The sequence below is a fragment of the Mycolicibacterium helvum genome, assembly GCF_010731895.1.
GTDB classification, from domain to species: domain Bacteria; phylum Actinomycetota; class Actinomycetes; order Mycobacteriales; family Mycobacteriaceae; genus Mycobacterium; species Mycobacterium helvum.
The window spans coordinates 2,993,997-3,010,676 of sequence record NZ_AP022596.1 but is presented as its reverse complement, the minus strand read 5'-3'; the positions used below and the strand labels follow the sequence as shown (position 1 = coordinate 3,010,676).

Sequence of the window (16,680 nt, the reverse complement as noted above, 5' to 3'; positions counted from 1 at the left end):
GGTCAGTAGCGCCCGGACGGGGCAATTCTATAACGTGTTCTAGTATGACAGCTCAGGAGTTCGACGTCGTCGTCGTCGGGAGCGGCGCTGCCGGGATGGTCGCCGCACTCACCGCCGCTCACCAGGGACTATCGGCGGTCGTCGTCGAGAAGGCCCCGCACTACGGCGGCTCGACCGCGCGCTCGGGTGGCGGCGTATGGATCCCCAACAACGAGATCCTCAAGCGTGACGGGGTCACCGACACCAAAGAAGCCGCGCGGAGGTATCTGCACGAGATCGTCGGCGACGTGGTGGAGCCGGAGCGCATCGACACCTACCTTGAGCGCGGACCCGAGATGCTGTCGTTCGTGCTCAAGCACTCGCCGCTGAAGATGTGCTGGGTGCCCAACTACTCCGACTACTACCCGGAGACTCCCGGCGGGCGCCCAGGGGGACGCTCGATCGAACCGAAGCCGTTCAACGCCAAGAAGCTGGGCCCCGACGAGAAGTTCCTGGAACCGCCCTACGGCAAGGTGCCACTCAATGTGGTTGTCATGCAGCAGGACTACGTGCGTCTCAACCAGCTCAAGCGCCATCCCCGCGGTGTGCTGCGCAGCCTGAAGGTCGGCGCGCGCACGATGTGGGCCGGTGCGCGCGGCAAGAACCTGGTCGGCATGGGCCGCGCGTTGATCGCCCCGCTGCGGATCGGCCTGCAACAGGCCGGGGTTCCCGTACTGCTCAACACCGCGCTGACCGACCTGTACGTCGAGGACGGCGTCGTGCGCGGTATCTATGTGCGTGACACCACCGGACCGGAATCAGCTGACCCGCAACTGATCCGCGCCCGCCGCGGCGTCATCCTCGGCAGCGGTGGATTCGAACGCAACGAGCAGATGCGCGTGAAGTACCAGCGCGCACCGATCACCGCCGACTGGACGGTGGGAGCCGCGGCCAACACCGGCGACGGCATCGTGGCGGCCGAGAAGCTCGGTGCGGCACTGGAACTGATGGAAGACGCATGGTGGGGCCCGACGGTTCCGCTGGTCGGCGCGCCGTGGTTCGCGCTGTCGGAACGCAACTCCCCCGGATCGATCATCGTCAACCTGGCCGGCAAGCGCTTCATGAACGAGTCCATGCCCTATGTCGAGGCCTGCCACCACATGTACGGCGGCCAGTACGGCCAGGGACCCGGCCCGGGTGAGAACGTCCCGGCGTGGCTGGTCTTCGACCAGCAGTACCGCGACCGGTACATCTTCGCCGGATTGCAGCCGGGACAACGGATTCCGAAGAAGTGGATGGAATCCGGCGTGATCGTCAAGGCCGATACGCTCGAGGAGCTGGCCAAGGTGACCGGACTTCCGGCCGACACCTTCCTGGCGACCGTCGAGCGGTTCAATGGCTTCGCCCGCTCGGGGACCGATCAGGACTTCCACCGTGGCGAAAGCGCCTACGACCGCTACTACGGCGATCCGACCAACAAGCCCAACCCCAACCTCGGCGAGATCAAGAACGGGCCGTTCTATGCCGCCAAGATGGTGCCCGGCGATCTGGGCACCAAGGGCGGCATCCGCACCGATGTGAACGGACGGGCGCTGCGCGACGACGGTTCAGTGATCGAGGGCCTCTATGCGGCCGGTAATGTCAGTGCCCCGGTGATGGGTCACACCTATCCGGGTCCCGGCGGCACCATCGGCCCCGCGATGGCGTTCGGGTACTTAGCGGCATTGCATATCGCCGGAGCCGCTGGGCCGGCGACGTCCAGCACAGGAAAGAGCTGACATGCCGATAGATGTGTCCGTCGCACTTGCGGCTGAACTGGAACCCATCGAGTTCTCCTGGACCAGTAGCGATGTCCAGCTCTATCAGCTCGGTCTCGGCGCCGGTGCGGATCCCATGGATCCCAAGGAATTGCGCTACCTCACCGACGGCACCCCACAGGTGCTGCCGACCTTCGGCAACGTCGCGGCCAGCTTCCACATGACCGAGCCCCCCGAGGTGAAGTTCCCCGGCATCGAGATCGAGCTGAGCAAGGTGTTGCACGCCAGCGAGGCAGTGACCGTGCCAGCTCCGCTGCCGCCGAGTGGCACCGCGCGATCGGTTCAGCGGTTCACCGAGATCTGGGACAAGGGCAAGGCGGCCGTCATCGTCAGCGAGACGACGGTGACCGACCCGGACGGCAAGCTGTTGTGGACCACCAAGCGATCGATCTTCGCCCGCGGTGAAGGCGGTTTCGGTGGCGAGCGCGGCCCGTCGACATCGGTGGCTGCCCCCGATCGCGCGCCGGACTACGAGATCTCGGTACCGGTACTGCCCCAGCAGGCGCTGCTGTACCGCCTGTGCGGTGACCGCAACCCGCTGCACTCCGATCCCGAATTCGCCGCGGCGGCAGGCTTTCCCAAGCCGATCCTGCATGGCCTGTGCACCTACGGGATGACCTGCAAGGCGCTGGTCGACACGCTGCTCGATTCCGACGCATCGGCTGTGAAGACCTACGGCGCGCGGTTCGCCGGGGTCTGCTATCCGGGTGAGACCATCAAGGTCAGCGCATGGAAGGAAGACGGCCGCTATGTCGGCATCGTCACCGCTCCGAGCCGCGACGATGCCGTCATCCTCTCCGACGTGGAATTTATCCCGGTCTGAGTTCTCGCGGGCGATAGCGGGTCGGTGCGTCACCACCGTCAGCAGTCCGCGATCCAGATTACGCAGTGGTGTGATTTGGACGTCTTATTTGTCGATCGGTCGGACTTTCAGCCAGCTCCAGGGTAGGAACTTAGGCAAAGCAAACTTTGGTGCTTCTACGAAAGGACGTCCCCATGAAGATTGCCCCTACCAAGACCGTCGGCCTCGTCGCCGCCGCGCTGCTCGTGGGCGCCGCAGCAGTCGGCTGCGGCAGCGACGACAAGGGGTCCTCATCGTCGTCGTCGGCTGCGTCGAGCTCCGCCAGCAGCTCTTCGTCCGCCGCGTCGGAGACCTCCAGCGCTGCGGCCACCGCCGCCCCCGCGGGCGACTACAGCAATCTTCTGCTGAAGGCCTCTGACATCGATCCGAGCTTCGTGGCCAGCCCGCCGGAGACGCCCCCGGCCGGTATCACCGGAATCGGCCAGACCATGTCCAACGCCGCGCAGAACCAGACCATCACCTTCCAGATCATGATCGAAACGGATCCCGCTGCGGCGGTCAAGAGGCTGGATGATGCAAAGTCAGCGGTCTCCAAGGACGTCGACGGAGCGCCGCAGCCCGCTGACGTCGGCGACGGCGGCTTCATCGCCACCGGCAAATCGCCCGACGGCTCGAAAGCCATCACCGAGGTGTACTTCACCCAGGGTAAGGCAGTCACGAGCGTCGAGTTCTCCAGTGCGCCAAACGATCCGGTGCAGAACGAGACCGCGCTGGCCATCGCCAAGATGCAGGATACTCAGATCAAGAACAACCTGACCTAAGCCCTCTCGGGCCTTAGTTTTTTCGCCGAGCGTCACACCAGAGTCACGCTGAACGTCGAATGTGACCCTGGAGTGACGCTCGGCGTGCAACAGCGGCCCGCACCCGCCGGATGACATCGGCCGGCTGATCCCCGGCCAGGACCCGAATGACGATCCATCCCAGCTCTTCCAGCTTTTCGCGGCGCCGCGAGTCCCAGGCGTACTGCATCCGATCGGTGCGGTGCTGCTGTCCGTCGTACTCGGCGGCAACCTTGACGCCCTCCCACCCCATGTCGAGGTAAGCGATCAGTTCACCGAACGTGTCATAGATGGCGATCTGGGTCTGCGGCCGTGGCAAGCCGGCCTCGAGCCCAACCCTGGGCGTTCAATTCGGTGCCGGCCGCGACATACCCGTCGGGAAGAAGACGAGTGAAGCGACGCCGCAGCGCACTCTTGGGGATGTCTCCGGCGGCGACGGCCTCGCTACCGATGAACGGCTGACTCATGGCGGCAGTGTGCCGCTAGCCACCGACAACCACCGCGAACGTCACGCCACAGCCACGCTCGACGCCGAACGTGACTCTGACGTGACGCTCGGCGGGAAATCAACCCAGGATCAAGCCGGACGTCGGGACGCCGGTGCCTGCGGTGACGAGCACGTGCTCGACGTTGTCCACCTGGTTCACCGAGGTGCCCCGCAGCTGGCGCACACCTTCGGCGATGCCGTTCATGCCGTGGATGTAGGCCTCACCGAGCTGACCGCCGTGAGTGTTGATCGGCAGCCGTCCGCCGATCTCCAGCGCCCCGTCCTTGACGAAGTCCTTCGCATCACCCGGCGCGCAGAACCCCAACTCCTCCAACTGAATCAGCGTGAACGGGGTGAAGTGGTCGTAGAGGATCGCCGTCTGGATGTCGGCCGGGGTCAACCCGGACTGTTCCCACAGCTGCCGGCCGACCAGCCCCATCTCGGGCAGCCCAAGTTCGGGCCGGTAGTAGCTCGTCATCGAGTACTGGTTGGGGCTCGACCCCTGCGCCGCCGCCTCGATGATCGCCGGCCGGTGCTTGAGGTCCTTGGCACGCTCGGCCGAGACGATCACCAGCGCGACACCGCCATCGGTCTCCTGGCAGCAGTCCAGCAGCCGCAGCGGCTCGGCGATCCACCGTGAGGCCTGATGATCCTCGATGGTGATCGGCTTCTCGTAGAAGTACGCCTTCGGGTTGTTGGCGGCGTGCTTACGGTCCGCGACCGACACCGCGCCGAAATCACGGCTCGTTGCCCCTGACAGATGCATGTAGCGCTGGGCGATCATCGCCACCTGAGCCGCCGGCGTCGACAGCCCGTGCGGATAGGAGAACGAGTTGTCCACACCGGTGGAGTCGGCATTCTCCACCAGGCGCATCTGCACCTGGCCGAACCGCATCCCCGAGCGCTCGTTGAAAGCGCGATATGCCACAACGCAATCCGCGACACCGGTGGCCACCGCGATGGCTGCCTGCTGGACAGTCGCGCAGGCCGCGCCCCCGCCATGGTGGATCTTGGAGAAGAACTTCAGGTCGCCGATACCGGTGGCCCGCGCAATGGCGACCTCGGTATTCGAGTCCATCGTGAACGTCGTCATGCCGTCGACGTCGGCGGGCGTGAGGCCCGCATCCGCCAGGGCGTCCAGCACGGCTTCGGACGCCAACCGGAGCTCGCTGCGACCGGAGTTCTTCGAGAAATCGGTCGCGCCGATACCGACGATCGCGGCTTTGCCCGACAGCTCGCCCGGCATCAGGCGGCACCAATCGTGAGCGTGGCGTTGGCAATCACGTGGTCACCAAGACTGTTGTTGCCCACGATCTTCAACGTGATCAATCCGTCCTCCACTGCGGTGACCTCACCCGAGAACGTGACCGTGTCGTAGGCATACCAGGGCACGCCCAAGCGCAGACCGATCGACTTGATGACCGCGGTCGGCCCAGCCCAGTCGGTGATGAACCGCTGGACCAGACCGGTGTCGGTGAGGATGTTGACGAAGATGTCCTTGGAACCCTTGGCCTGCGCCTTGTCCCGGTCGTGATGCACATCCTGGTAATCCCGGGTGGCGATCGCCGTCGAGACGATGAACGTCGGGTCCCCGTAGAACTTGAGCTCGGGCAGCTTGGTGCCGACCTCGATTGCAGGCGCGCTCATGTGGCGGGCTCCCACGCGTAGTTGGTCCAGGCCGGGCCGACATCGTTGGCCGGGAAGTCGATATACATTGCGCGCACTGGCATTCCGATCTCCACGGTCGAGGGGTCGACGTTGCGCAGCTCACCGAGCATCTTCACGCCTTCGGAGAGTTCGACGAGGGCGATGACGAACGGCAGCGTGCGACCGGGCACCTTGGGTGCGTGGTGCACCACGAAGCTGAAGACGGTGCCGTTGCCGCTGGCGACGACGTAGTCGGTCTCCTGCTCTTTGTCCAGCCACAGCGCGGGAACCGGCGGATGAACCAGCGTTCCGTCGTCCCGTTTCTGGATGCGCAGCTCGTGCGCGTTGACACCGTCCCAGAAGAACTTGGTGTCCCGCGATGACGCCGGCCGCATCGCGGAATCCGCATCGAGGTCGTCCGGCACCGAAGAAACTGCGGACTCCTTAGCCCCATCCTTTTCTGCTGGGATGAATTTCATGATGCGCCACATCATTTCGGCGACATCCTCATCACCGACAGACCAGGTGATGGTCTGCGTGACAAAGAATGCCTCACCCAATGCCGTACGCTTCGGGCCCACCACATCGGTCAGCTCGGCGGCGACGCTGACCTCTTCGCCGGGCCGCAGGTAGCGGTGATACGTCTGCTCGCAGTTGGTTGCGACGACGCCGATATAGCCTGCCTCGTCGAACAATTCGAGGATCTTGCCCAGCGGATCGTCGTCGGGGCGAACACCACCGAGACCCATCATCGTCCAGACCTGGATCATCGCGGGCGGTGCAACGAGGCCGGGATGACCGGCCGCCTTGGCGGCGTCGGAGTCGACGTAGATCGGATTCTTGTCACCGATCGCGTCCAGCCAGTGATCGACCATCGGCTGGTTGACCGGATGCCGGCCAACCCGCGGCTTGCTCCTGCCTTCGGCCTTGACCCGCTCGGCCGCGGCCTTGATGTCGTCGACGGCGCTCATCGCTGTCCTCGGCTCTTCGCGCAAGCGCTCATCGCGGAACCCTCGGGACCTTCAAGCCGGACGCCGCGATCATTTCCCGCATCACTTCGTTCACTCCACCACCGAATGTGATCACCAAGTTGCGCTTGGTCTGGCTGTCCAGCCACTGCAGCAGCTCAGCGGTTTCCGGATCAGCCGGATTGCCATGTGTACCAACGATTTCCTCGGCTAACCGGCCCGCGTACTGGATGCGCTCAGTACCGAAGACCTTGGTGGCGGCCGCGTCCGCGACGTCGATGGTCTCGCCCGACGCCGCAACCTGCCAGTTGAGCAGTTCGTTGATGCGCCACATCGCCTTGAGCTCGCCGAGCGAGCGCTTGACGTCGTCGTGGTCGAGCGGAGTGTCCCCATTACTGCCGGGCTTGGACGCCCACGCATGCACCCGGTCGTAGAGCGCAGCGAAGCGTCCGGCGGGCCCGAGCATGACCCGCTCGTTGTTGAGCTGGGTGGTGATCAGCCGCCAGCCACCGTTCTCTTCACCGACGAGCATGTCGGCCGGCACCCGCACGTCGTTGTAGTACGTCGCGTTGGTGTGATGGGCGCCGTCGGACAAGATGACCGGCGTCCAGGAGTACCCCGGATCCTTGGTGTCGACGATGAGAATCGAGATGCCCTTGTGCTTCACCGCGTCAGGGTCGGTGCGACAGGCCAGCCAGATGTAGTCGGCATCGTGCCCGCCGGTGGTCCACATCTTCTGACCGTTGACGATGTACTCGTCGCCTTGCTTGACCGCTGTGGTCCGCAATGAGGCCAGGTCGGTGCCGGCGTCCGGTTCGCTGTAGCCGATGGCGAAGTGGACCTCGCCGGCCAGGATCGCCGGCAGGAACTTCTTCTTCTGCGCCTCGGTCCCGTACTGCTGCAGGGTCGGTCCGACGGTCTGCAGAGTCACCGCGGGCAGCGGCACATCGGCACGCTGCGCCTCGTTGACGAAGATCGACTGCTCGATGGGGCCGTAGCCCAGGCCGCCGTACTCTTTGGGCCAGCCGGCACCCAGCTTGCCGTCGGAGCCCATTCGCTTGATGATTGCCCGGTAGGCCTCATTGTGCCGGTCGGACTCCATCGCCTGGGTCTCCTCAGGCGAAATGAGATTTGAAAAGTACTCCCGCAGTTCGGCTTGCAGCTGCTTCTGCTCGGGCGTTAGCTCGATAAACATTTACGCTCCAACCAGTTCGAGGCGGTGTGCCTTACCGCCCAACAGCCGGGTCAGGTCTTTGATCGACGAGTAATAGCGGTGCATGGGATAGGTGATGTCCATCCCCATCCCGCCGTGCAGATGGTGGCACAGTTGCATGACCGGGGGCGCCTGCGATGTCACCCAGTAACCAAGGACGTCAAGATCATCCGACGCGTCCCGGCCCTCCGACAGCAACCAGGACACCGATGTCGACGCCAACGTGATGGTTCGCGAGGCGATATAGATTTCGGCGAGCTGGGCGGCGACGGTCTGGAACGTCGACAACGGCCTGCCGAATTGTTCGCGGGTGGCGACGTAGTCGGCGGTGAGCCTCAGCGCACCCGCCACCAGACCGGCCGCGTATGCGCCGACGGCGGCCAGCACCAGCTGATTGACCCGATGCACGGAGTCGTTGCCGCCCAACACATCGGCGTCGGCGACCGGAGTGTCGGTGAAGGTGACGACGTACTCGTCGGAGTGAGTCGCCGTCGGAGTCTTCGTCAAGCTCACGCCGGCGGCCTTGGGCGAGACCACGACCACACCGCTGTCGGTGCTGACGACGATCCAGTCCGCCTGCTCCGCATAGGGAACGGCGACCTTGGTGCCGTTGAGCTTGCCGTCCGTCAGCCGCGTGGCGGGCCGCTCCGGCAACGAGCGCCCCGGCTCGTTCAGCGCGGCGGTCAGCACCGCGCCCTTGGCGACACCGGCCAGGTAGCGATCCTGTTGAGAGTCGGAGGCCAAGTCCAGCAACGGAAGCAGGCCCAGACCCAGGGTCGCAAACGCAGGACTGACGTTGCCGAACCTGCCGATCTGAGTGAGCGCCGAGGTGATCTCGGCTAGCCCCAGACCGTCACCGCCGAGCCGCTCCGGGACGCCGAACGCCACGATGCCGCCCGTGACCAGCGCGTCCCAGCTGTTGTCCCGCTCCAGCGCGGACGTCACCACATCGGTGACGGCCTGCTGCCCTTCGTCCGGACTGAAGTCCACGGAGAATCCTCCTTGATTCCTACGAAATGCTTAGGCCGATGTGCCGACGTAGTCGACCTGCCAGTGCTTGATGGCGTTGAGCCACCCCGAACGTAGCCGTTCGGGTGTGCCGACCGAGGTGAGATCGGGCATGTGGTCGGCGATGGCGTTGAAGATGAGGTTGATCGTCATCTTGGCCAGGTTCGCCCCGACGCAGTAGTGCACCCCGGTGCCGCCGAAGCCGACGTGCGGGTTCGGATTGCGCAGGATGTTGAACGCGTGCGGATCCTCGAAGACGTCTTCGTCGAAGTTGGCCGAGCGATAGAACATCACCACCCGCTGGCCCTGCTTGATCTGCGCGCCGGACAGCTCGACATCCTCGGCAGCGGTGCGTTGGAAGGCGGTGACCGGGGTGGCCCACCGGACGATCTCATCCGCCGCGGTTTCCGGGCGTTCCTTCTTGTAGAGCTCCCACTGGTCAGGATTGTTGGCGAAGGCGATCATCCCGTGGGTGATCGAATTGCGGGTGGTCTCGTTGCCGGCGACGGCCAGCATCATGACGAAGAAGCCGAACTCGTCATCGGAGAGCTTCTCGCCGTCGATGTCGGCGTTGATCAGCGCGGTGACGATGTCATCGCCAGGATTCTTGCCCTTCACCTCGGCCATGTGCATGGCGTAGGCCAGCACCTCCATCGAGGACTGCTTGGGGTCGACGTCGAATTCTTCGTCGCCGTTACCGGTCATTTCGTTCGACCAGCGGAACAGCTTGGCGCGATCGTCCTGGGGCACGCCCAGCAAATCGGCGATCGCCTGCAGCGGCAGCTCGCAGGCCACCTGCTCGACGAAGTCGCCGCCGCCCTGAGCGGAGGCTTCCTTGGCGATGATCTGGGCCCGCCGGTCGAGCTCCTCGCGCAGCGCCCCGATGGCCCTCGGGGTGAACCCCTTGGAGATGATCCGGCGCAACCGGTCGTGGTACTCGCCGTCCATGTTGAGCATTACGACCTTTTGCAGGTCGATGTCTTCACGCGCCATCTCATCGGGGAACTGCGGGATCGCGGTGTTGGGCGAGCTGAGGAAGACGTCGTTACGGCGCGAGACCTCTTTGACGTCCTTGTGCTTGGTGACGACCCAGTAGCCGCCGTCGTTGAATCCGCCCTTGCCGATAGCCTGTTCGCACCACCAAACCGGCGCGACCCGCCGTAGCTCGGCGAGTTCCTCGACTGGCAGCCGCTGCACACACAGATCCGGGTCCAGGAAATCGAAGCCGGGCGGGATGTTGGGGGTTGGCATGCTCATGCACTCCTCAATATGACGTGTTCTAGTGCCAGTAAAACATGGCTTCACCGCAGACAAAAGGCGCAAAAGCATCCTCGCTTGTCAGAGTAATGAAACGTGTTCTAGCCTGACCTCATGGGTAATCCTGTCATCGTCGAAGCCACCCGCAGCCCGATCGGCAAGCGGGGCGGTTGGCTCTCGGGTCTGCATGCGACCGAATTGTTGGGCGCCGTTCAAAAGGCAGTGATCGACAAGGCCGGCATCGACGCCAACGAGGTCGAGCAGGTCATCGGCGGTTGCGTCACCCAATACGGCGAGCAGTCCAACAACATCACCCGGGTGGCGTGGCTGACCGCGGGCCTGCCCGAGCAGATCGGCGCGACGACCGTCGACTGCCAGTGCGGCAGCGCACAGCAGGCCAACCACCTGATCGCCGGCCTGATTGCCACCGGCGCCATCGACGTCGGCATCGCTTGCGGTATCGAGGCGATGAGCCGGGTCGGTCTGGGTGCCAACGCCGGGCCGGACCGCTCGCTGATCCGCGCCGCATCGTGGGACATCGACATGCCCGATCAGTTCACCGCCGCCGAGCGGATCGCCAAGCGCCGCGGTATCACTCGCGACGACCTCGACCACCTCGGATTGCTCTCGCAGCAACGAGCCAAGCGGGCCTGGGACGAGCACCGCTTCGACCGGGAAATCTCCCCCATCGAGGCCCCGGTGATCGACGAGAACAAGCGGCCTACCGAGGAGCGGCACATGGTCAGCCGCGACCAGGGGCTCCGGGAGACCACGCTCGAGGGGCTGGCGGGGCTCAAGCCGGTGATGGAGGGCGCCATGCACACTGCGGGCACCTCATCGCAGATCTCCGACGGCGCCGCGGCGGTGCTGTGGATGGACGAAGACAAGGCGCGTGCGCTCGGGCTCAAGCCGCGGGCTCGGATCATCAGCCAGGCTCTCGTCGGCTCCGAGACCTACTACCACCTCGACGGCCCCGTGCAGTCCACCGCACGGGTGTTGGAGAAGGCCGGCATGAAGCTGGGCGATATCGACCTGGTGGAGATCAACGAAGCGTTCGCGTCGGTGGTGCTCAGCTGGGCCCAGGTCCACGGCGCCGATATGGACAAGGTCAACGTCAACGGCGGCGCGATTGCGCTCGGCCACCCCGTGGGCAGCACCGGCAGCCGGTTGATCACCACCGCGCTGCACGAACTGGAGCGCACCGACCAGAGCACCGCCCTGATCACCATGTGTGCCGGCGGCGCGCTGTCGACCGGCACCATCATCGAGCGGATCTAGTGCTCGCGTGACCCAACCTGTTTCGGACGATGCACGGATTGCGGCGGCGCGCGCCTATATCGAGGCGCTGGCCAGCCATCGGGCCGACCAGGTGCCGTTCGCCCCGGGCTGCACGCGCGTCGAGGTCGGGCTCAAGACCGGCTTCTCCGGAGATCACTTGCGCCGCAGCCTCAATAACGGTCTGCAGTACAAGGTCATCGCGTCAGTGTCCGAGCCGGAGTTCAGGGTGGTCGGCGACGAAGTCCACGCCCGCTTTGATCTGGTCACCAAACCGTCGTTGGCCGGACGGCGAGTCGGCGCACACATCGACGAGACGTTCTTGATCCCCGCCTCCGACGGCTTGATCCACCACATCCGGGCAGGTATCCGCCCGTTCATCACGCGCTAGCACGCACGAGGAGTGCCGCATGTCCGCCAAGCCGCCACCCAAGTCGCTGAACTCGCCGCAGACCAAATTCATCATCAAGTGGATGTCGCGGGCGCAGACCTTCTTGTACAAGCGCAGCGGTGGCAAGGTCGCCGGCAGTTTCCTGCAGGGCGCACCGGTGGCGTTGTTGACCACCACCGGCCGCAAGACCGGTGAGCCACGGGTGAGTCCGCTGTTGTTCCTGCGCGAGGGCGACCGGGTGGTTCTGGTGGCCTCGCAGGGCGGCGCCGCAAAGCATCCGATGTGGTACCTCAACCTCAAGGCCGACCCGAAGATCACCGTCCAGATCAAGGATGAGGTGCTGTACCTGACCGCCAGGGACGCAACCGAGCAGGAGCGCGCCGTGTACTGGCCCAAGCTGGTCGAGATGTACTCGAGCTTCCAGGATTACCAGGCGTGGACCGACCGGGTCATCCCGATTGTGATTTGTGATCCCTAAAGCCGTTCAGCGCGCCTAGCGTTCGGCCGGCCATCCGATGGCATCAAGACCACAGGGCTCCCGCGGTGAGTTCGGCAGCCTGAACGCCCGCGGCGAGGTCCACCGCAGCCACGATCAGGTCGGCGCCGTCGCTGTCGCCAACCCGCCGTGCCTGCGCCACGATCGCCCCGTCCGGCGCGATGATCCGGCTCTTGCCCAGTAGATCGTCACCGCACTGATTCGCCATGATCCACCATTGGCCGTTGGCCAGCGCGTTGGCGGGATACAAGATATCCCACCACGATTCGGTCGCGACCTCGTAAGCGCATGGAGCAATCACGACGCGGGCGCCGGCGTCGTGCAGCGAACGCGCGTACGCGGGATGATCACCGTCGAAGCAGGTACTCATGCCCACCGCGCCGACGCCGTCGACGTCGATAACCGTGGCTCGCTCGCCGGCCGCGAAGACCTCGTGCTCGCCGAGCGGTGTGTAGAGGTGCACCTTGCGGTGTGTGCCGACGAGCGCACCATCCGGTCGATAGCACAGCGCGGTGTTGTAGATCCGGTCCGCGCTCAACTCCGGCACCGTGCCCGCGAACAACCACACGTTGTGGGTGCGCGCAGCGTCCGCCAATGCCAGACCACGCGGACCATCAAGTGGCTCAGCGGCATTGCGCGCGTCACTGGCCACCGTCGCCGGGTTGTATCCGCAGGGCCACAGCTCCGGCAGCACGATGAGGTCGCAGCCCCGTTCCCCGAGCTCCCCGACGAGTCGCAGCGCGTCGTCCAGATTTCGGGCCGGCTCACCGCATCGCGCCAGCCACTGTGCGATGCCGATGGTCACGATGCCCGTCATCAACTGCCCCCGTGCCGCGGCCCGGTCAGATTGTGCGGTTGCAGAATCTTCTCCAGCTCCGAGGCTGTCAGCAGCCCGCGATCGAGGACAAGTGATGCGATATCGGAATCAGAGTTCAGTGCATCGGCCGCAAGCCTGGTCGCTGCCTCGTAACCGATATACGGGTTGAGCGCCGTCACCAGACCGATGGACTGATCGACCGTGGCGCGCATACGAGCGACATTGGCCGTTATCCCCACCACACAGCGCTTCCGCAGGGTGTCACATGCGGCCGTCAGGTGGGTCAAGGATTCGAACAGGCTGTGCGCGATGATCGGTTCGAAGGCGTTGAGCTGCAACTGACCGCCCTCGGCAGCCATGCTGATCGCGACATCATTGCCAATCACCTCGAAGGCCACCTGATTGACGACTTCGGGAATCACCGGGTTCACCTTGCCCGGCATGATGCTCGAACCCGCCTGTACGGCAGGCAGATTGATCTCACCCAGGCCGGCCCGCGGACCCGATGACAGCAGCCGCAGATCGTTGCAGATCTTCGACAATTTGACCGCGGTTCGCTTCAGCACGCCAGACAGTTGTACGAACGAACCGACGTCCTGGGTGGCTTCCACGAGGTTCGATGCGGTCACCAACGGCAATTCGGTGGTAGCGCACAACTCCTCACACACCGCCTCGGCATATCCACGGTGCGCGTTGAGGCCGGTGCCGATCGCGGTGCCGCCCAGATTGATCTCGCAGATCAGTGTGGCGGCCTCACCCAATCGGTCAGCATCCTCACCCACCATCACCGCGTAACTACCGAACTCCTGACCGAGCGTCATCGGGACCGCATCCTGCAGCTGGGTACGCCCCATCTTCAGATGTCCGCCGAACTCGACAGCCTTGTCCGCGAACGCCGCAACAAGTTCAGTCATCGCACGTTGTAACCGGTGAACCGCGAACTGAAGCGCGATCTTCAGCGCAGTCGGATAGACATCGTTGGTGCTCTGTCCGAGGTTGACGTGTTCGAGGGGGTGCAGATGCGCGTACTGCCCCCGCTGGTATCCGAGTAATTCCAGGCCCCGGTTGGCGATGACCTCATTGGCGTTCATGTTCGTCGACGTGCCGGCACCACCCTGGATGACATCGACGACGAACTGGTCGTGCAACATGCCGGACTTGAGCTCCTGGCAGGCCGAAACGATGGCATCTGCCCGTTCGGCGTTGAGCAACCCCAACCGGTGGTTGGCGCGGGCGGCTGCCAATTTCACGCAGCCCAGCGCAACGATCAGTTCCGGGTACCGTGCGATGGGGATGCCGGTGATCGGGAAATTCTCGACAGCGCGCGCGGTGTGCACCCCGTAATACGCAAGGGCGGGGACCTCGCAGTCGCCGAGCAGATCGTGTTCCACGCGTACGGTCATCGCACATCGCCTTCCGCCGCCTCTATCAGGCGCTGCCGGGTTTCGGGGTCGGACGCCGCGTCCAGAAGGGTAAGCGCCAGCGCCTGAGCGCCGTCGACTGCGGCTCTGTCGGCGGCCGCAGAGATGGCCGCCGCCGCGAATTCGACTTGGTGGTTGACCGCGGGTAGCGAGTCGATCCCGATGTAGGGGTGAATCGCCGGAATATGTTGGGAGACATTGCCCATATCGGTGGATGCACGGTTCATCAGCGAATCGGAACCGGAACTGAAGCGCCTGCCGAGCTCTTCGGCTCGCCGCACGTAGCCGGCCAGCAAGCCCTCGTCGGTACGAAACTCGGCGTATGGCTTGCTTTCCGGAGTGATCGTCAGTTCGCAACCCGTCGCGAGCGCACCGGCCTCGAAACACCGGTTGACTCGTTGCTCGAGGCCCGCGAGTTCGGCCAGCGTGCCCGCCCGCACGTACCAGCGGCCCTCGGTGCGCTGCGGGATGGCGTTCGGCACTTCTCCGCCATTGGTCATCACTCCGTGCACGCGGACATCGTGAGGGAACTGCTGGCGCAGCAAGCCGATCGCCACCTGAGCGATGGTGAAGGCGTCAGCGGCGTTCACTCCCCGATCCGGATAGGCTGCCGCGTGAGCGGCCCTTCCGTCGTACTGGATGTGACTGTGCGACACGGCGTACGGCTCGGCACGGGCCACGTCGACCGGCCCGGGGTGCACCATGGCAGCCGCGTGCACACCGACGAATCCACCGCGGTCCAGTATCTCGATCTTTCCGCCACCGCCCTCCTCTGCGGGGGTGCCGAACACCGACAGCGTGACACCGAGGTCATCGACGTACGGTGCGAGGGCGACTGCCGCACCCGTTGAGATCGCGGCGATCACGTTGTGACCGCATGCGTGCCCCATCCCCTTCAGCGCGTCGTACTCGGCGCACACCGCGAGGTGGAGTGGCCCGGTTCCACGCCGAGCCAGGAAGGCCGTTGGTAGACCGGTGAAATTCTCCTCGATGGTGAATCCCGCATCAGCCAGGTCGCTCGCCACCCGGGCGCAGGACCGGACCTCTTCCCAAGCGATCTCGGGATGTGCGTGCAAATCGTGCGACAGCGCGAGGATTCGATCGCGCGCGCGATCGATCGCGGAGCGGACGGTCTCGTCGAGTGCGGCGATCATAGATCCCCCGGCACTCCATACGACGGTGCAGCAGTGGGATCGATTGCGCGCGTGCGGTAGTCGGCCTTCTGCTCCTCCCAGACCTGCCACAACCGGTGCAGCTCACCGATCGGATCATCGTGCCAGTCGACGCGAAGGTCGGTGACCGGCCACGGCACGTCCTCGACCACCTGGAGTCCGGCGGAATGCACCGGTCCCGCCTCACCACCCGCTGCCAGAGCGGCGGCGAGACCGTCCAGCATTCGCCGTTCAGTCGTGGATGCGGCGGAGTCGCGATAACCCTCGAGTAGCGCATCGATGACCGCGCGGTCGGCGAGCATATTGCCCGCGGCCGCTGCGTTCTCGGTCTGCCTCTCGTGCCGGGTGCCCAACGCCTTCGCACCGGTGTGGATCGCGGTGCCGCCCGACGAGTCGACGACGATCAGTTGCCGGTGGTCGGCGTATGGCTCACCGGCGACGGTCTTCTCGAGTGCGGAAGCCGCATCGGCCCCGCCGGCAAGCGCATTCAGTGTCAGCACGCCCAGATGCGGGTTGGTGACGTTCTGACTGGCGACCGCTCCTACACCGGCGCGCAGGTGCACACACCGGGAGGCGACCGCGGGACTCGACGAGCACACCACCATGCCGAACGCTGCGCCGTCTCGTACCACCAGTGAGAACGTCACGACGGATCCCGGCTGAGTACCGCGGTGGCGTCGATCTCCACCAGCCATTCGGGGCGGGCCAGCGCGTCGACGACCAGCCCGGTGGAGACCGGGTATACGCCCTTGAGCCAGCGCCCCATCACGCGGTATACCGTTTCGCGGTAGCGGATGTCGACGAGATAGACCGTCACCTTGACGATGTCCTTGAGGCTGCTCCCCGCCTCATCGAGCAGCATCGCGATATTGGCCATCGCCTTCTCGGCCTGCGCTTCGACGTCTCCGATGCCTACCGACTCGCGGGTGTCGAGATCCTGACCGATCTGCCCGCGGAGGTACACCACACCACCTGCAATCACTGCCTGGCAGAGATCATTGTCGAGGTTCTGCTCGGGGTAGGTGTCTTTGGTGTTGAACGGCCGGATGCGCGTGTGCGTGGCTCCAGTCGGTGTCGCGTCACTCATCGAC

At 64.9% G+C, this 16,680-nt stretch carries 18 protein-coding genes and 1 pseudogene; 6 read left to right on the top strand and 13 right to left on the bottom strand.

Annotated elements, in window-relative coordinates; translation table 11 throughout:
* Positions 1-44: 44 nt before the first annotated feature.
* The 3 genes from kstD (at position 45) to G6N38_RS14060 (ending at position 3,419) form a co-directional block, all read left to right on the top strand.
* Entirely contained in the window at positions 45-1,757 is a 1,713-nt protein-coding gene (kstD, locus tag G6N38_RS14070; RefSeq protein WP_163748403.1) for a 3-oxosteroid 1-dehydrogenase, read from the top strand.
* Position 1,758: 1 nt separating this feature from the next.
* Positions 1,759-2,619, top strand: a complete 861-nt coding sequence (locus tag G6N38_RS14065) for an enoyl-CoA hydratase ChsH3 (protein WP_163748393.1) — start codon at positions 1,759-1,761, stop codon at positions 2,617-2,619.
* Between the two features lie 173 nt (positions 2,620-2,792).
* A complete protein-coding gene (locus G6N38_RS14060; RefSeq protein ID WP_163748391.1) occupies positions 2,793-3,419 on the top strand; it encodes a hypothetical protein in 627 nt (208 codons plus the stop codon).
* A gap of 43 nt (positions 3,420-3,462) precedes the next feature.
* Here the strand turns inward: G6N38_RS14060 and G6N38_RS14055 are convergent.
* From G6N38_RS14055 to G6N38_RS14020, 8 genes and pseudogenes are all read right to left on the bottom strand, one after another.
* A pseudogene (locus G6N38_RS14055) lies at positions 3,463-3,765 on the bottom strand (DUF559 domain-containing protein); the annotation flags it as partial.
* Positions 3,722-3,904, bottom strand: a complete 183-nt coding sequence (locus G6N38_RS14050; RefSeq protein WP_163748389.1) for a hypothetical protein — start codon at positions 3,902-3,904, stop codon at positions 3,722-3,724. The pseudogene G6N38_RS14055 and the gene G6N38_RS14050, both read right to left, overlap by 44 nt.
* Before the next feature lie 99 nt (positions 3,905-4,003).
* On the bottom strand, positions 4,004-5,170 hold the full coding sequence (locus tag G6N38_RS14045) for a 17-hydroxy-3-oxo-4-pregnene-20-carboxyl-CoA lyase (protein ID WP_163748387.1): 1,167 nt from the start codon (positions 5,168-5,170) through the stop codon (positions 4,004-4,006).
* Complete coding sequence (locus G6N38_RS14040) at positions 5,170-5,571, bottom strand: MaoC family dehydratase (RefSeq protein WP_163748385.1); 402 nt, start codon at positions 5,569-5,571, stop codon at positions 5,170-5,172. The genes G6N38_RS14045 and G6N38_RS14040 overlap by 1 nt, the downstream gene beginning before the upstream one ends.
* Positions 5,568-6,542: a bifunctional MaoC family dehydratase N-terminal/OB-fold nucleic acid binding domain-containing protein gene (locus G6N38_RS14035; protein WP_163748382.1), complete on the bottom strand. Its 975-nt coding sequence runs from the start codon at positions 6,540-6,542 to the stop codon at positions 5,568-5,570. The genes G6N38_RS14040 and G6N38_RS14035 overlap by 4 nt, the downstream gene beginning before the upstream one ends.
* A 28-nt stretch (positions 6,543-6,570) precedes the next feature.
* Entirely contained in the window at positions 6,571-7,734 is a 1,164-nt protein-coding gene (fadE29, locus tag G6N38_RS14030) for an acyl-CoA dehydrogenase FadE29 (RefSeq protein WP_163748380.1), read from the bottom strand.
* Positions 7,735-8,742, bottom strand: coding sequence for an acyl-CoA dehydrogenase family protein (locus G6N38_RS14025; RefSeq protein WP_163748378.1), 1,008 nt, complete (start codon positions 8,740-8,742; stop codon positions 7,735-7,737).
* 30 nt (positions 8,743-8,772) lie between these two features.
* Entirely contained in the window at positions 8,773-10,011 is a 1,239-nt protein-coding gene (locus G6N38_RS14020) for a cytochrome P450 (RefSeq protein ID WP_163752005.1), read from the bottom strand.
* Positions 10,012-10,131: 120 nt separating this feature from the next.
* Here G6N38_RS14020 and G6N38_RS14015 point away from each other — a divergent pair, with 120 nt between their 5' ends.
* From G6N38_RS14015 to G6N38_RS14005, 3 genes are read left to right on the top strand one after another with little or no spacing between them, the layout of a single operon-like run.
* Positions 10,132-11,295, top strand: a complete 1,164-nt coding sequence (locus G6N38_RS14015) for a steroid 3-ketoacyl-CoA thiolase (RefSeq protein ID WP_163748377.1) — start codon at positions 10,132-10,134, stop codon at positions 11,293-11,295.
* Positions 11,296-11,302: 7 nt separating this feature from the next.
* The gene (locus G6N38_RS14010) at positions 11,303-11,683 is read left to right on the top strand and encodes a DUF8021 domain-containing protein (RefSeq protein WP_163748375.1); all 381 of its coding nucleotides are present in this window, start codon (positions 11,303-11,305) and stop codon (positions 11,681-11,683) included.
* A 19-nt stretch (positions 11,684-11,702) separates the two neighbouring features.
* Positions 11,703-12,161, top strand: coding sequence for a nitroreductase family deazaflavin-dependent oxidoreductase (locus G6N38_RS14005; RefSeq protein ID WP_163748372.1), 459 nt, complete (start codon positions 11,703-11,705; stop codon positions 12,159-12,161).
* Between the two features lie 43 nt (positions 12,162-12,204).
* On the opposite strand, the gene G6N38_RS14000 is transcribed toward G6N38_RS14005, so the two are convergent.
* From G6N38_RS14000 to G6N38_RS13980, 5 genes are read right to left on the bottom strand one after another with little or no spacing between them, the layout of a single operon-like run.
* On the bottom strand, positions 12,205-12,996 hold the full coding sequence (locus tag G6N38_RS14000) for a carbon-nitrogen hydrolase family protein (protein ID WP_163748369.1): 792 nt from the start codon (positions 12,994-12,996) through the stop codon (positions 12,205-12,207).
* Positions 12,996-14,399 (bottom strand): aspartate ammonia-lyase, encoded by a 1,404-nt coding sequence (locus G6N38_RS13995; protein ID WP_163748366.1) that lies wholly within the window; start codon positions 14,397-14,399, stop codon positions 12,996-12,998. Before G6N38_RS13995 ends, G6N38_RS14000 begins: the two co-directional genes overlap by 1 nt.
* Positions 14,396-15,571: a M20 family metallopeptidase gene (locus G6N38_RS13990; RefSeq protein ID WP_163748363.1), complete on the bottom strand. Its 1,176-nt coding sequence runs from the start codon at positions 15,569-15,571 to the stop codon at positions 14,396-14,398. The genes G6N38_RS13995 and G6N38_RS13990 overlap by 4 nt, the downstream gene beginning before the upstream one ends.
* Complete coding sequence (locus G6N38_RS13985; RefSeq protein ID WP_163748360.1) at positions 15,568-16,236, bottom strand: DUF1028 domain-containing protein; 669 nt, start codon at positions 16,234-16,236, stop codon at positions 15,568-15,570. Before G6N38_RS13985 ends, G6N38_RS13990 begins: the two co-directional genes overlap by 4 nt.
* A complete protein-coding gene (locus G6N38_RS13980) occupies positions 16,233-16,676 on the bottom strand; it encodes a RidA family protein (protein WP_163748357.1) in 444 nt (147 codons plus the stop codon). The genes G6N38_RS13985 and G6N38_RS13980 overlap by 4 nt, the downstream gene beginning before the upstream one ends.
* Positions 16,677-16,680: the final 4 nt, after the last annotated feature.